Here is a 15,999-nt window from a genome sequence, read left to right on the forward strand (position 1 = left end):
GTCCGGACACGCTTCAGCAGTACTCCTGCGTGTGCATCTTGCTTCGGTACTCGTGCGGCGAGATGCCTTCGAGCTCTTTGAATACCCGGGCGAACTGCTTTGCGCTTTCGAAGCCTACCGCTTCGCCGACTTCCGCCAGCTTGAGCTCGTGCTTCGCCAACAGTTCCTTCGCGCGCTCGATCCTCACCTTTTTCAAATAAACGACAAAGCTTTCTCCCGTATAAGCTTTGAACGCTTCGCTGAAATACGAGTAATTGAGCGAAACATGGTTGCTGACCATCGCCATATTGAGCGGGCGGGCGTAATGGGTCTCGATAAACGCCACCGCTTCTTTCAGATTTTCGTTCTCCGTGTAGGCCAGGCGCACCTGCTTGATATAATCGTTCAGGCTGGACAGCAGGTTCTCCAGACTGCGGAAATAATCGTGAAAATAACGAAAATGGTTCCAGTCGCCCACCTTGCGGTACAGCTTGAGCACTTCCACCGAAGCTTCGCCGTAGCGCCGAAACACTTCGTCCAGCACCTTTTCGTTAACGAGACGCGCCGTCCGCTCGATATAGGAAATGTCGATTCTCGCCAATTGGTCGATCCGGAAAATGCCGTACAGCAGTTCGTTCATCTCCCGCTTGCGATCGGTGCCGAGCAGATTGCCGAGCAGCCGCACTTCTTCGTCGGGCGGCGGAAACATCTGCCGTCCTCCCTCGATCGCCCGGGCATCCACGAGATGGATGCCGGGATGCAAAAAGGTATATTGAAGCGCCCGGCAGGCGGAGCGGTAGCTTTCCGGCAGGTCTTCCAGTCCGTATCCCGGCATGCCGATACCGACCAACAATCCGCCCAGCTCCCGCCTCTCCGCGAGGTCCGCCAGATTCGCGAACCGATCGCCGGCAGGGTCGATCAACACGAGCTTTCCCTCTCGATCCCACAAAGCCGCTTCGTAGCTTCGATCCGGCGGGCCGCCCAGCCGCTCGACGACGGCCGCCAATTCCTCCCGGCTCATGCTTCCTCCATGGTCGTAGCGGTAAGCCACGACGGCAAGGGAATACGGCAGGGACACTCCGGACTCGCCGGAAGACCATTCTCCGAGAATCCGATCCGCTTCCGCTCCTTCCGCTTCGAGCAGCTGCCCCAGCCGCGCAAGACGAAGCCTCTCTTTGTAATCCTGCACGGCGTCGATCCGTTCCGAGTCGCTGTCTCTGCGCTTAAGCTCTTCCAAAGCGCGCTCCAGCGCCTCGAACAGATCCTCGCGCCGGATCGGCTTCAGCAGATAATCCCGAACCTGAAAGCGGATCGCCGTCTTGGCATATTCGAACTCGTCGTAGCCGCTCAGCACGAGCACGACGGGACCTTCGGCGGCTCTTCGCTGTCCGCGCAGCCGCTCCAGCAGCTCCATGCCGTCCATCACCGGCATCCGGATATCCGTAATGATGACGTCCGCAGGCTGCCGTTCATGCAGCTCCAACGCTTCCCGGCCGTTGGCGGCCAGTCGGATCTTGCAGGCCTCGCCGAACTCGCGGGCGATCATGACCTGCAGCCCCTGGCGGATGTTTTTTTCGTCGTCCACGATCAGCAGTTGTCTCATTCTTCCCATCCCCCTCCGGTAAGCAGCACTTTGGGAATCGTCAATATGACGCTCGTATACGCGCCTTCCCCGCTTTCCAGGAACAGACCGTACTCGTCCCCGTAAAACAACCGGATACGCTGATGAACGTTGCGCAGTCCGATTCCCCCCAGCTTGACTCCCGTATAAGCCGAGCCGGGTCCCTCGTTTCCGGTTTCCCGAATCTCCGCATTCAGTTCGGCCAGCCGGCGTTCGTCCATTCCCGCTCCGTTATCCGTCATCGCGATCCGAATTTTCGACTTCTCCGCTTCGCGGACTTCGATCCGGAACTCCCGGCGATCGTTCTCCCCGAAGTTTTGCCAGGCATGCTTGACCGCATTTTCCACCACCGGCTGCAGCGACATTTTCAAAATTTCCAGCTCCATAAAAGCTTTCGGAAGATCGCAGTACAGCGTAATGGGTTCGTCGAAGCGGATGTTCATTACTTCGATATAGTTCTCGATATGGCGCAGCTCGTCCTTCAGCTTGACGTATTCGCCGGTCCATTTGAAGTTATAGCGCATCATGCCGCCGAGCGACGTCAGCGAGTCCGAAATTCTCCGTTGGTCTTCGATTTCGGCCAGCATTTTGATGTTTTCCAGCGTATTGTACAAAAAATGCGAATCGATCTGATTGTAGAGCGTGCGCAGCTCCGCTTCTTTCATCAACGCCTGCTTGCGTACCGCTTCGGCGATCAGTTCGTTGATGGTCTGGGTCATCTTGTTGAAGTGATGCGCCAGGTCGCCGATCTCTCCCCCTCCGCTGATTTGCAGAGAAGGCTGCAGCTCGCCCTGCCGGATCTTTTTCATGGCGTCCGCCAGCCGTTTGAGGTTTTTCAGAATAAAAGAATTCATCGCGTAGGTTAGCAGCGCCAATACGAGGATGAAGCCGATATTGGCATAAATCAGCATGTTGCGCGTCCGGCTCAGGTCTTTCAGCACTTTGTCCAGCGAAACGACGTTCAGCAGATACGCGTCCATCCTTTCCAGCGGCGTGTACATCATCAGATAGACCGAGCCTCCCTGTTCGTAGCGAAAATAGCCGTCGGCGATATTCGGCACTTCGCCGGGATCGCCGATCTCGCCCAGCCGGGATACGGCTTCCCGTACCGCGGGAGAATCCCGATTCAGCAGCACTCCTTCTTCCCGTGTATAGGCTCCCCCCCGAATAACCAGCATCATCTGCGAACCGTCTTCCTGCAGCTCCCCGAACGTGCGCGGCGAAAACTGGTCGAGCCGCATGTCCGCCTGCACGACGCCGATATGTTCGTTTTTCGGCAGGTTGATTTCGCGCAGCAGAGACAGCTTGGGCGGGTCTTCTTCGCTGCCCCCGATATCCTGAAGAGCGGGAGCGGTCTGAAAATGCCAGGCCTGGCGCTCGCCGAGTCCCTTGGTCAACGCGAACCAGGGCCGCTTCCGTACCCGGCTTTCCCTGAAAATGATCGGCCAAATCTCATAGTTGCGTTCGTTGGCCGTATAGAGCCGCAGATGCAGCAGCGCCGGATTGTTCAGTTGGATTCGCGCCAGGTTGGCGTAAGCCGTATTGTTGAAATCGACCAGTTCGGCTGTCGTCAGGTCGCCCTCTTCCGTCAAATAGCGCAGCACGTCCTGATCGGACAGCGGCAGCTGCGCGGCCCGTTCCATCGTTTCGATCTGATTCGCGATAACCTGCTTCTCGCTTTGCAGCAAGTAATTGCTTTTGACCCGGGTATCTTCGATATAGCTGTCCCGGATATCATCGTACAAATAAGCGGACAGCAGCGTGCTCGGAATCAAAATAAGCAGCGCGTAAGCCGCCACCAACCGGCTTTGCAGCGAGCGGGTCTGTATCCATCGACGGGCCGCGTCATTCGCCTCTTTCCATCTTCTCCCCACTTCCGCCCCTCCATTTGTATCCGCTTTCAAAAAGAAGTCTCCTCATCATACAAAGCGGGACGGGACGATGACAACCCTTTAAGCCCAAAACAGCCCGCAAGCCCCGGCATTCGTCTCCGGGGCTCCGGACTTTCGGAACGACTCGGACCGCTTCGTTCGGGAAAATGACGTCCCTTCGCGCGTCCTCGCGTTACTTCGAGCCGTTCAACTTTTCCAAATTTTTCTCGTATTCGGCCTGCTGGTACGCCTGCACTTCCGCAAGGCCGCTCGATTGGCGTTTCTGCTGGTAATCTTTCCAGATCTGATCGAATTCGGCTTCGGAAGAAGCCAGAAGCAGCTTAGGCAGCGTCTTGCCCCACAGCTGGCCGAGCTTCGTATTGGCGATGCCTTCCTTGGAGTTGCCGGTCGGGTTGATCTGATCGAACTGAGAAGCGCTGACCGTCTTGCCGCGCGTCCAGTCGGCCATTTGCTTGAACGGCTCGACCGCCTCCGGCGCCCACTGGTCGGTCACGTTGGTATCCATCATCATCCAGTATTTGTGCGAAGCGCCGTATTTGGCGTCGAACGCCGCGCGGTCGCTGTTAAGCAAATCCAGCACTTCCGGTTTGAAGGTCGGCTTGTCGCCCTTCATGTCATAGGTGACGCCTTCTTCGCCCATGTACAAGTCGCGCTGGCCTTCCTCGCTCGTCAGGTATTCCAGGAAGCTGATGGCGCGCGCTTTGTCCTTGACGTCTTTCGAGATCAAGGTCAGCGTCCAGCCGGAGATAACCGGGCCCGACAAGGTCGGCTGATCCTTTGCGGCGTTCGACGGGCCGTCCACCGCGATATAAACGGAATTCGGATCTTTGGCGAACAGCGCGTTCTGCGGGTTGCTGAAGTCGCTGCGCTGATACATCATGGCGAAGTAGCGGCCCTGGGCGATCTTTTCTTCCATCTGCGCCCGTTTGTCGATAAAGATGTCTTTGGCGAGCAGCCCGTCCTGATTGGCCTGGCGGAACGTTTTCAGCCACTTGATGTATTCCGGATCGGTCTGGCGGTCGTACAGCTTGCCGTCTTTTTCCTGCGGAATCGCCAGGTAATTTTGCAGATAGCTTTCGAGCGAGTAGTTGCCGTTATCCGTGAATTCGTGCAGGCCGATCGGAATCAACGGCTGCCCTTCCACCTGCGGGAATTTCTCTTTCGCCGCTTTCAGCGCGGCCAGGAAACCTTCCGGCGTGCGCATGTCCGGCTTGCCGAGCGCTTCGTACATGTCTTTGCGCACGACGAACGTCTGGTTCGACACGTAGTTTTCGCCGTATTTTTCGAAATCCGCCGGCGAAGACGACGCGTTCGGATATCCGTACACGTTGCCGTCTTCCTGCGTATACCACGACAGCTTGGCCGGATCGGCGACGTTCGAAACGAAGTACGGATCGTACTTTTCCGCCAATTCGTTCAGCGGCAGCACCAGTTTGCCTTCGATCATCTTTTTGACCGCGTCGTCGCTCCAGGCGATCGTCACGAAGTCGGGAAGCTTGCCGGACGCGATCATCGTATTCATTTTCTCGGCTTCGTTGCCGGCCGGCACGACGAAGTTGAGATTGACGCCGGTCTTTTTGGTCACGTATTGGCTGGTCAGGTCTTTGCCCCAGTCCGTTCCGGTGTACCAGGCGAAGTTGATGTACCAGTCGAAGGTGATCGGCGAAGTGTCGTTTTTCCAGGCCGGCCGGCTCGGGTCGACCGCCGCCTGCGCGGCTTCGTCCTTTTCCGCCGCCGCTTCCTTGCTTTGTCCGCCCGAGGAGCAGGCCGTGCTGAAGATCATCAGCATTGCCGCGAGCAGGAGAGAGAACTTTTTGCCTTTTTGTCTCATGTGTTTACCCCTTTTCCGTGTCGAGTATGAAGCGTTCATGTATCCTTTGCCGATTGCCCTGCTTTATGTGAACCCTAACGTGAAGCCTGCGCTGCCCGGACGCGCCGGAAGGTCGGAGCGTTCAGCCTTTGATCGAACCGATCATCATGCCTTTGACGAAATATTTTTGCAGGAACGGATAGACGAACACGATCGGCGCGGTCGTCACGACCATCGTCGCCAGCTTGATCGACTGCGAAGTGACGGAACGCGTGACGCCTCCGGGAACGGCCGCCATCATCTGATTGGAGCTCGATTCGGCCACGACCCGGTACAGGTAGGTCTGAATCGGCTGCAGATCGGTGTTGTTGATGTAAATCATGCCCGTGAAGTAATCGTTCCACTGATACACGCCGTGAAAGAGCGCGATCGTGGCGAGCACCGGCATCGAGACGGGAAGCACGATCTTAAGGAAAATGGACCAGTCGTTCGCTCCGTCGATTCTCGCCGCTTCTTCCAGTCCTTCGGGAATGTCCCGGAAAAACGTCATGAAGATGATCAGGTCGAAAAAGCTGAACAGCACCGGGATGATATAGACCAGGAAATTGTCAAGCAGATGCAAGTCCCGGATCAGCAGATAGGTCGGGATTAAGCCTCCGCCGAAGAACAGGGTGATCGTGCCGATCAGAATGTACAGTTTGCCTCCGATCAATCCTCTGCGCGAGAAAGCATAAGCGACCATGGCGGTGAAAAAGACGTGGGCGACCGTGCCGATCAGCGTTTTGGCGACCGTGACTCCCATCGCCATCATGATGCCTTCGCTGCGGAACACGGCGCCGAAATTGTCCAAGCTGAACGCGCGGGGCCACCAGTAGATGCCTCCGCGCATCGCGTCCGTCCCGTCGTTGAACGAATTGACGAGCACGTACCAGATCGGATAAAGCGTCGCGAAGCAGATCAGCACCATGCCGACCGTATTGAAAAAGTCGAACAGCGCTTCGCCTTTCGTTTTCCGTTTTAACGTCCACATGCCGAGGTTCCTCCTTCCTTCCGTTTAGAAAAGCGACGTATTGTTCAGTTTTTTGGTGATGCCGTTGGCGAGCAGCAGCAGAATCAGCGCAATAACGGATTTGAGCAATCCTACCGCTGTCGAATACGAGAACCTTCCCTGCTGAATGCCTGTCTGATAGACGTAAATGTCGACTACGTTGCTCGCGCTTTCGTTCAGCGAGTTGCGCAGCACGAGAATCTGGTCGAAATTGGAATTCAGTACGCCGCTGACCGCCAAAATGAACAGAATCGCGATCGTGGGACGGATATTCGGCAGCGTCACGTAAAACATTTTTTGAAACCGTCCGGCTCCGTCCATCGTCGCCGCTTCGTACTGTTCCGGCGATACGCTGGCCATGGCCGCCAGGTAAATGATCGCGGACCAGCCGAGCTCTTTCCAAATGTCCGAACTGATCACGATGCCCCAGAAATATTTCGGCTCCGCCAGATAGGAGATCGGCTCGCTGATCAGGCCGAGTCCCATCAGAATGTTGTTGACGATTCCGACGTCCGCCAGCCAGGTCGCCAGAATGCCGCCCAGGATGACCCACGACAGAAAGTGCGGCAGATAGGAAATGGTCTGCACCGTTTTCTTGAATTTCACCGAGCGCAGCTCGTTCAAGAAAAGGGCGAATACGATCGGCAGCGGGAACCCGATCAGCAGCTTGATCAGACTGATGCCGAGCGTATTGCGGATCACGTCGCCCAATTCGTCGTCCTGCAGAAAGGCCCGGAAATGTTCCAGCCCTACCCACGGCGAATTGGCGATGCTGTCGACGATATTGTATTCTTTGAACGCGATAATGATTCCGTACATCGGAATGTAGTTGAAGACGAACATCCAGGCGATACCGAGCAGCGCCATCGTCTGCAGATGCCGCTGCTGGAGGAGCCTTCTCCACCATTTCCGGGCTTTGCCGTCCCGGTCGGACGGCAGCTCCGAAGCTTCCGCCGTTATTTTTCTTTCCATAATCAGGCCCCCTTCAGTTCCTCTTCCGCCGTATTGTAAGTGCTTACATTACTTAAATTTATTGTATCCTTCTTCCCGGATTCCGGTAAGGTTTCATATTTCGTGTCGCGGTCGCAATTTTTCGGGCGGAGTGTTGCCCGTAAAATCGCGACCCGGGCGCAAATTTTCGGGCGGAGTGTTGCCCGTAAAATCGCGACCCGGGCGCAAATTTTCGGAGAGGGACAATTTCCTCGACATGGAAAATTTCATGCCGGCCTCTCTTTCTTGGTATAATCAAAAAGAATCGCGGGACGGAATCCGAATCGCCACGACGCAGCCAGCCCACTTCATTCTCTTAATTTCTACAACCGACGACCGGCTCGCAGAGACCGGGAAAGGAAGTGAACCGATGCCCGATTCTTTGATCTGGAAACAAAGAATCAGAACCCTTCGCGCTTTTAACCACAGCGATATCATGCAGGCCGGCGTGCTTCGCGAACGGCTGCTGCACAGCTCGTACTCGTTGACGGAGTCGCGGGTCATTCTTGAAATATCTTGGGATCCCTGCCTGACCGCCACCCACCTAAGCCGCCACCTCGGCCTTGATCCCGGTTACCTCAGCCGGCTGCTGAGCCGCCTGGAATCGGGAGGGGTCATCGAACGTCCCCGCAGCGAGAAGGACGGCCGCAGACGGGCCCTGAAGCTGACCCCGCAGGGAGAAAAGATCGCCGAATTGCTTAACCGCCGAGTCGACGACGACATCGCCGAATATTTGGCGGTCTTGTCCGACGAGGACCAGGCCCGTCTGATGGAAGCCATTCGCACGATCGAGGAAATCAACGCTTCTCGTTCCGACCGCCGGCCGGACAGCCGATACTTTTTGCGCGAGGCCGAACCGTCCGACGGAGAACGCATGGCCCGAGCTTACGAGAACTTGTTCGAGCAAACCTTCGGCCCTCAAGACGGATTCCGGAACATTTTGAACGATACTCTTGCCGGGCTGTTTGAACCCGCGGAAGAGCGCGAATTTCGGGCGCGCTGCTGGATTGCCGAAATGAACGGCGAAAGCGCCGGATCGATCGTGTTGGAACGGCTCGACGACTGCCGCATGCATGTCAAATTGTTCATGGTCGAACCGAAACGGCGGGGACTCGGAATCGGCGGAAAACTGCTCGACGAAGCCATCCGGTTCTTCGTCGGCTCCGGCTGCGACCGGCTGTTCGTATGGACGGTGCGGAACCGGGATAAATTGCAGAGCCTGCTGTCCAAGCGGGGATTCAAATTGACCGAGCTGCCTTCGGTCTCTTACTACGACATGAGCTTTGACGTGGAATGTTGGGAACTTTCGTTAGGTCGCCGTTCGAATCCCTCGGCCCCCAGAGAATAATTATTCGTTTTTCATTATAAACATTCATTAGACTCAGAATTCTCTCTCCGGGACGCTTTGAGGTTTCAATCTTGTTTTTTTTGAACAATATGTCATTTTATATGACATATTGTTTTGGAATATGGATTTTTTATCGTACTCGAACTTTTGTTCCTTTTGTCTTAAAAAGTGCGATTAAAAGCGATATTTGTCGATAATAGGTGAATATAGCGCTTTATTGAGCTTTATTCGGATTTGTTAGTTTAGTTTACATCAATCTATATTAATAGACATCGGGAAGCAAGCTGCATGTCCGGTCTTTCCTTCCCCTTACATTCGGCTTGAGGAGGAATTCCATGTCCACGATGTCTAAAAAAGTAATGAAAACTGTTCTTGCGCTCGGCCTTACCGCGGCGGCAGCCGCTCCGGTCGTTCGGCTTCCCGGCGTTTCCGCGGCGGAAGTCACAGGAACGGTCGTTGCCAGCACGCCGGCTCCGGCGGGAACCGTTCCGGCAGCCGCAAGCACCCTGCCGAAAGTCGAAGTCATCGCCACCGGGGGCACGATCGCCGGTCAATCCGCCGACGCGACCAGCTTTGCCAATTACCGCGCGGGGACGCTGCTGATCGCGGACATGGTCGCCGAGCTTCCCGACAAGGACAAGATCGCGCAGGTCAGTACATACCAGTTCGGCAATTCCGGCTCCAGCGCCTACAGCATCGCCGATCTGTACGATCTGTCTCTCCGCGTGGACGAAGCGCTCAAGACGCAGGACGGGGTCGTCGTGACCAGCGGCACCGACACGATGGAAGAGATCGCGTATTTCCTCGATCTGACCGTCCGCAGTTCCAAGCCCGTTGTCGTAACCGGATCGATGCGTCCGTGGACCGTAATCGGAAGCGATGCGCAGGCCAATCTCTATAACGCCATCAAGCTGGCGGCAAGCGGCAAAACGAAATACTTCGGCACCGTTCTCATGCTGAACGATGAATTCCATGCCGCGCGCGAAGTCACCAAGTCCAACTCGTACCGTACCGATACATTCGTGACGCCGGAGCTCGGGGCGCTCGGTTACATCGACGAAGCGGGCGTGCGCGTATACCGCGCTCCGCAGCGCGCCTTGTTGAGCGCGGCAAATTGGACCACGCCTTTCGACCTCGCGAAAATCGGCAAAAAAGATCTCGCCAAAGTCGAAATCGCTTATTCGTATCAGGATGCCGGAGCCGGAGCCATTGCGGCGTTCGTCGCGGGCGGGGCGGACGGGATCGTAACGGCGGGAACCGGGGCCGGCGGTATTTCGCGGGCCATGAGCGCGGAGCGGACAGCGGCCATCGAAGACCACGGCACGATTTTCGTCGCGACGACCCGAACCGGTTCGGGCAGCAATTACTCCAGCGGCAAAAACATCATCGCCGGCGACAATCTGAACGCGGCGCACGCACGGCTGATGCTGCTGCTCTCCCTATCGTTCTCGCAGGACTTCGATACGGTTAAAGGCTGGTTCGAGACTTACGGAGCCGCTCAGGTAAGCGTGCCGGAGAAATAAAACGATCGACGGGACTTTTCGGCGTCGGAGTTCCGGCTTTTCCGGATCGTTGGACGAATCGGCTGCCTTCCTTGTAAAAAGGATAAAAGGGGACGGGATCATAATCGATCCCGTCCCCTTTTTTTCGCGCAGCCTTTTATAACGGAGCCTTTCCGCCTTCCGGGTCATCAATCGCAACCATACGGCTGGTTTCATCCTGAACGAACAGCGTTTCCGTCTGAAGTTCCATCAGGTTCAGATCGCCCGGCAGGCGCCGCCTTCCGTCCGTCCATCTTCATGCCCAAAGCAAACTCTTCAAAGCCCAACCCACCGTAATAAGTCCGATGTTCTTCCGAACAAAATAACTGGATATGGAGGCCCGCCCGGGCCGCTTCATTCGTCAGCCTGCGCACGATTTCGCTGCCGATTCCCCGGCTTCTCCAATGCTCCCGGACGCCAACGCCGCACAAATAGGCATTGATGACGCCGTCCGACACGAGACGTCCCGTTCCCGCCAGCTCCCCGGCCGCATAGACGCTGACGACCCGCCAGCTGCCTTCCATCGCCCGGCGCAGCTTCTCCGGTTCGAGCCGCAGAAAATCGTTCCAGTCCAACGCTTCATACAAATCATGCAGCTCTTCCGCGGAAGGAAGCTCCCATGTCCATCGCAGCTCCGGCTCCCCTGCGCCCTTTTCAAGTTCTTTCATTTAAACCGCCTTCCTTTCCTCGGCCCCGTCCCCGAAACGTCTCCCAGCCCTCTTCATCATAGCGGCTCTTCCCGGGTTCCGCGCATTCTCACAAAAAAACCATGGGCAAGCTTGGCCTTACCTAAAGTCGGGTAATAATAAAAAGTAAAACGCTTGGTTGAAAACTACTCTGCGGAAAGGAGAAGCCGTTTGTCCCTACTCCATCTCTTGACGCTGTCGCCTTTTGTACTCGCCGCCGCGCTTCCGCTGCTCGGGAAAGCGGCTCCCCGGCTGCACAAAGGTTGGTTCGCTGCCGTTCTGTCGGCCGTTCTGTTCGCGGCGCTGCTCGGCTATTCGGCCGACATCCGCGCCGGTTCCCCGATCATCGAATCGTTCGCCTGGATTCCGTCCCTCGGCATCTCGTTTACGGTGTACCTCGACGGCCTGTCTCTGCTTTTCGCCCTGCTGATCACGGGAATGGGCGCGCTCGTCGCCCTCTATTCCGTCGCTTATATGAACTCGTCCGAAGAATCGTTGAATCGGTTTTACGTGCTGCTGCTTATTTTCATGGGAGCCATGCTCGGACTCGTCCTATCGGACAATCTGCTGACCTTGTACGGATTCTGGGAATTGACCAGCATCGCTTCGTTCCTGCTGATCGGCTACAATCATCGAAACCAGCGTTCCCGCTACGGCGCGCTCAAATCGCTGCTCATCACCATGACCGGGGGACTCGGGCTGCTTAGCGGGTTCATCCTGCTCTATGTGATGAGCGGAACGTACCGGATCCGGGAGCTGTTCGAAGCCGGCGCGCCGCTGATTTCGCATCCGCTGTTTCTGCCGGCCATGATCTTGATCCTGCTGGGCGCGTTCACCAAGTCGGCGCAGTATCCGTTTCACATCTGGCTGCCCGACGCCATGGAAGCGCCGACGCCGGTCAGCGCTTATCTGCATTCCGCGACCATGGTCAAGGCGGGCTTGTATCTGGTGGCCCGGCTCACTCCCGTGTTTGCGGGCGCGCCCGAATGGTTCTGGATCGTTTCGTTGGGCGGATTGGTCACGCTGCTGTACGGATCCCTCGGAGCGGTCAAGCAGACCGATCTCAAAGGCATACTGGCTTATTCGACCATCAGCCAGCTGGGACTCATGATGAGCCTGCTGGGAATCGCGTCCCTGGCCGGTATTTTCGACGGCGAAGAACGGCTGCTCTATGCCGCCGCGGGCACGGCCGCCCTGTTCCATCTGCTGAATCATGCCGCGTTCAAAGGAACGCTGTTCATGGCGGCCGGCATCGTCGATCACGAGACGGGCACGCGGGACATCCGCAAGCTGGGCGGACTCGCGCGAATTATGCCGCTTACGTTTACCGTATCCCTGTTCGGCGCGCTGTCGATGGCGGGGCTGCCCCCGTTCGGCGGATTCATCAGCAAAGAAATGTTTCTCGAATCGATGATCGAAACGATGCATGCCGGCGTATTCCGGCTGCAGACCTGGGCTGTGCTCTTCCCGGTTATCGCCTGGATCGCGAGCGTGTTCACGTTCGTCTACTCGGCGCTGTTCGTAGTCCGTACCTTCTTCGGCCCGCTCAAGGAGGAGCTTCGAAGCCGCAACATCCATGAAGCTCCCCCGCTAATGACGATCCCGCCCCTTCTGCTGTCCGCGTTGGCGCTTGCGCTGGGGCTGTTTCCCGGTTTGGCCGCCTACTCGCTGATCCGGCCGGCGGCGGAAGCCATGATGCCGATCATTCCCGCTTCCGGCGAACGGCTGCCGGCGGAACTTAAGCTGTGGCACGGCTTTACTCCGGCGCTGTGGATGACGGTCGGCATCGTCGCGGCCGGCTCCGTATTGACGCTGACCGCGCGGCGATGGGTCAAAGGATACGATCTTTTGCCGCGCGGACTGTCGATCAACCGCTTTTACGATGCCAGCCTGCGCTTTTTCGAACGAATTACCGTCCGGGTCACTTCGCTGTACATGAACGGATCTTCCCGCAGCTACGTCAAATACATTCTCGGCTTCATGCTGCTGGTGCTCGGCTTCATTCTGTTCCGCTCCACGGACGTGACCTTCCAGGTGCGCGCTTATGCGGTAATTCGGCCTTACGAATGGATGATCCTGCTGGGTCTTGCCGCCGCGGCGCTGGCCGTTCCGTTCGCCAAATCCCGTACCGTCGCCATTATTTTGACCGGTACGATCGGCTACTTGATGACGCTGATGTTCGTGTTTCTGCGCGCACCGGATTTGGCTCTGACCCAGATGGTCGTCGAATCGATCTCGGTTACGCTCTTCCTGCTCTGCTTCTACCATCTTCCGAAGCTGCGCACGGAGCGCCGGGCGGTCCGTTTCCGGCTGCCGAACTTTCTCGTATCGGTTGCCGTCGGCGCTTTGATGACGTTGATCGCGTTGGCCGTGCTGGATACGAATCCGTTCGATCCGGTATCGGACTATTACGTTCGCGAAAGCTACGAATCGGCGGGCGGAAAAAATATCGTGAACGTCATTCTCGTCGATTTCCGCGGCTTCGATACGATGCTGGAAATCATGGTCCTCGGCGTCGCGTCGCTCGGCATTTACAACATGATCAAGCTGCGCCGCAAAGCGACGGACGTCGGTTCGCGCCATGTCGAGCACGAGGGCGAAGAAGCCCGCAAAGAGGCTTCCGTCCTGCGCGAAGCCCAGTACGGTTATGACGGGCCCGTGGAAGATCTCGACGCGTCGAAACCCGGAGCCGGGCTGCCCGGAGACGATCAAGCCGACTCGCTGCCGGACTTGGACGGTTCTTCCCCTGCCGAACATTCCGATAGGCGGGAACAACCGGAAGAAGACCAAGGACCGGCGGATTCCCGCGCGAAAGGAGGCGAACGCGATGCCTAAAGGCAGCGACATTTTCCTGCAAAACGTGTCCAAAGTCGTCGTCTTCATCATATTGGCTTTTGCGCTGTATTTGTTTTTCACCGGCCACGGCAGCCCGGGAGGCGGCTTCATCGCCGGTCTGATGAGCGCGGGCGCGCTTCTTCTCCTGGCACTGGCGTACGATATCGAAACGGTGCGCAAAGTGCTTCCGGTCGACTTCAAACTGGTGACCGCATCCGGGCTGCTGATCGCGCTTCTTACAGGCGCGGGCGCTCTCTTTTTCGGCAAGCCGTTCCTGAAGCATGCTTTCGGCCACTTTGAACTTCCGCTGCTCGGAGAGACCGAGCTGCACACCGCCTTGATTTTCGATCTGGGCGTTTATCTCGCAGTTGTGGGCGTCACCATGACGATCCTGCTGACAATCGGGGAGGACCGCTGATGGAAGTTGTTGTCGCGATCATCGTCGGCGTTCTGTTCGCCGTCGGGATCTATCTGATATTGACCCAGGACGTGCTGCGCATCGTGCTCGGCACTTCGATTCTCACCCACGCCGTGCACCTTCTTCTGATGGCGATGTCCATGCTGAAGACCGGTTCCGCTCCCCTGCTGGGAAGAGGGAAGGAAACTTTCGTCGATCCGCTTCCTCAAGCGCTCATTCTGACGTCGATCGTCATTAATTTCGGAATCACGGCCTTTTTCCTGGTGCTGGCTTACCGGGCTTACCAGAAGCTCGACACGACGGACATGGATAGGATGCCCAGCGAATCTTCCCGGCATAGGGGGCAGAGCCGATGAACAACTGGGTTGTCGCTCCGATGCTGATTCCGCTGTTTACGGCGGTACTGCTGATCTTTCTCAACAAACGGCTGCGGCTGCAGCGCTGGATCAGTCTGATCAGCGTCATGCTGAACGCGGCCGCGGCCGTTTTTCTGATGATTCAGGTTCGCACGGGCGGCATCCAGACGCTGAATATGAGCGGTTGGGCGCCGCCTTACGGAATCGTGCTCGTTGCCGATATGTTCGCCGTGCTGCTCGTGCTCGCCGCCTCGATCGTCAGCGCCTGCTGCCTGCTGTATTCGTTCCGGGGCATCGACGAAGACCGGGAGAAGCATTACTTTTACCCGCTGGTGCATTTCATGCTGGCCGGGGTCAACGGTTCGTTCCTGACCGGAGACCTGTTCAACCTCTTCGTCTGTTTCGAATTGATGCTGATGTCTTCGTACGCGCTGATCGTGCTGGGCGGCACGAAGCGCCAATTCCGCGAGACGCTTCATTATATCCTGATCAACGTGCTGTCTTCGACGCTGTTCGTTGCTTCCGTCGCTTATCTGTACGGGGCGACCGGCACGCTGAATCTGGCGCATCTGTCGCTGCGAATCGCCGAGAGCGGACAGAGCGGGCCGATTACGGCCGTCGCCGCGCTGCTGCTCGTCGTATTCAGCGTCAAGGCGGGGCTGTTCCTGTTCTTCTGGCTCCCGGGTTCTTACGGCGCGCCGCCGGCCGCCATTTCCGCCCTGTTCGGCGCCCTGCTGACCAAAGTCGGCATGTACGCCTTGATCCGCGTGTTCACGCTGGTCTTTTACCATGAAACTTCCGTCACCCATACGCTGATCGGACTTATGGGCATCGCGACCATCGTGCTGGGAGGATTCGGGGCCGTCTCGCAGACGAACGTCAACCGGATTCTCGGCTACAATGTGATCGCCAGCATCGGGTTCATCTCGCTCGCGCTGGCCGTGTCCAACGAAGACGCGCTTAAAGGCGCCGTATTCTATCTCGTGCACGATATGATCGTCAAAGCGCTGCTGTTCCTGCTGGCCGGCATCCTGGTCGCGGAAACGGGTACGGAACGCATCAACCGGATGGGCGGCGCGCTGATCCATTCGCCCTTGTTGGGCTGGATGTTTTTGGCCGCCTCGCTCGCCGTCGTCGGCGTTCCTCCGCTGAGCGGATTCCCGGGCAAGCTGCTGATTCTCCAGGGAAGTCTCGAAGAGGGCCGATACGTCATCGCCGCCGCGGGCGTGCTTCTGTCGCTGCTGCTGCTGTACTCGCTGATCAAGATCTTTATCCTTGGATTCTGGGGCGAACCCCGCCATCCGCGCGAAGCGCACTGGAAGCAGCCCCGCAAGCTGCTGCTGAGCTCCGCTCCGCTCATGCTGCTGATCGTCCTGCTCGGCCTGTTCGCCGAACCGGTTATGCCCTACATGCAGCGGGCCGCGGACATTTTGAACGAACCTTCGATTTATATCCAAGCCGTACTTAAGGAGTAG

Annotated in this window: 12 protein-coding genes; 6 read left to right on the plus strand and 6 right to left on the minus strand. The window is 57.3% G+C overall.

What is annotated here, in order from left to right; translation table 11 throughout:
* Positions 1-13 precede the first annotated feature (13 nt).
* The 5 genes from GYN08_RS19890 to GYN08_RS19910 all read right to left on the minus strand — a co-directional run bounded on the left by GYN08_RS19890 (position 14) and on the right by GYN08_RS19910 (position 7,322).
* Positions 14-1,582, minus strand: a complete 1,569-nt coding sequence (locus tag GYN08_RS19890) for a response regulator (RefSeq protein WP_166278160.1) — start codon at positions 1,580-1,582, stop codon at positions 14-16.
* Positions 1,579-3,474: a cache domain-containing sensor histidine kinase gene (locus tag GYN08_RS19895; protein WP_166278163.1), complete on the minus strand. Its 1,896-nt coding sequence runs from the start codon at positions 3,472-3,474 to the stop codon at positions 1,579-1,581. The genes GYN08_RS19890 and GYN08_RS19895 overlap by 4 nt, the downstream gene beginning before the upstream one ends.
* A gap of 190 nt (positions 3,475-3,664) precedes the next feature.
* Positions 3,665-5,323 (minus strand): extracellular solute-binding protein, encoded by a 1,659-nt coding sequence (locus GYN08_RS19900; protein WP_166278166.1) that lies wholly within the window; start codon positions 5,321-5,323, stop codon positions 3,665-3,667.
* Between the two features lie 121 nt (positions 5,324-5,444).
* Positions 5,445-6,332, minus strand: coding sequence for a carbohydrate ABC transporter permease (locus GYN08_RS19905; protein WP_166278169.1), 888 nt, complete (start codon positions 6,330-6,332; stop codon positions 5,445-5,447).
* A gap of 24 nt (positions 6,333-6,356) precedes the next feature.
* Positions 6,357-7,322 (minus strand): ABC transporter permease, encoded by a 966-nt coding sequence (locus tag GYN08_RS19910; RefSeq protein WP_166278172.1) that lies wholly within the window; start codon positions 7,320-7,322, stop codon positions 6,357-6,359.
* A 388-nt stretch (positions 7,323-7,710) separates the two neighbouring features.
* On the opposite strand from GYN08_RS19910, the gene GYN08_RS19915 reads away from it, so the two are divergent.
* On the plus strand, positions 7,711-8,688 hold the full coding sequence (locus GYN08_RS19915; RefSeq protein ID WP_166278175.1) for a bifunctional helix-turn-helix transcriptional regulator/GNAT family N-acetyltransferase: 978 nt from the start codon (positions 7,711-7,713) through the stop codon (positions 8,686-8,688).
* 335 nt (positions 8,689-9,023) lie between these two features.
* Positions 9,024-10,211, plus strand: coding sequence for an asparaginase (locus GYN08_RS19920; protein ID WP_166278178.1), 1,188 nt, complete (start codon positions 9,024-9,026; stop codon positions 10,209-10,211).
* 191 nt (positions 10,212-10,402) lie between these two features.
* Here GYN08_RS19920 and GYN08_RS19925 read toward each other — a convergent pair whose 3' ends face one another.
* Positions 10,403-10,897 (minus strand): GNAT family N-acetyltransferase, encoded by a 495-nt coding sequence (locus GYN08_RS19925; RefSeq protein ID WP_166278181.1) that lies wholly within the window; start codon positions 10,895-10,897, stop codon positions 10,403-10,405.
* A gap of 189 nt (positions 10,898-11,086) precedes the next feature.
* Between GYN08_RS19925 and GYN08_RS19930 the strand changes: the two genes are divergently transcribed.
* Genes GYN08_RS19930 through GYN08_RS19945 form a run of 4 tightly spaced genes read left to right on the plus strand, consistent with a single transcriptional unit; the run spans position 11,087 to position 15,999 of the window.
* Positions 11,087-13,750: a Na+/H+ antiporter subunit A gene (locus tag GYN08_RS19930; protein WP_166278184.1), complete on the plus strand. Its 2,664-nt coding sequence runs from the start codon at positions 11,087-11,089 to the stop codon at positions 13,748-13,750.
* Complete coding sequence (locus GYN08_RS19935; RefSeq protein WP_166278187.1) at positions 13,743-14,168, plus strand: Na(+)/H(+) antiporter subunit B; 426 nt, start codon at positions 13,743-13,745, stop codon at positions 14,166-14,168. The genes GYN08_RS19930 and GYN08_RS19935 overlap by 8 nt, the downstream gene beginning before the upstream one ends.
* Entirely contained in the window at positions 14,168-14,524 is a 357-nt protein-coding gene (locus GYN08_RS19940; RefSeq protein ID WP_166278190.1) for a Na(+)/H(+) antiporter subunit C, read from the plus strand. Before GYN08_RS19935 ends, GYN08_RS19940 begins: the two co-directional genes overlap by 1 nt.
* Complete coding sequence (locus GYN08_RS19945) at positions 14,521-15,999, plus strand: Na+/H+ antiporter subunit D (protein ID WP_166278193.1); 1,479 nt, start codon at positions 14,521-14,523, stop codon at positions 15,997-15,999. Before GYN08_RS19940 ends, GYN08_RS19945 begins: the two co-directional genes overlap by 4 nt.

It is taken from the genome of Saccharibacillus alkalitolerans (assembly GCF_011090185.1).
Classification (GTDB): domain Bacteria; phylum Bacillota; class Bacilli; order Paenibacillales; family Paenibacillaceae; genus Saccharibacillus; species Saccharibacillus alkalitolerans.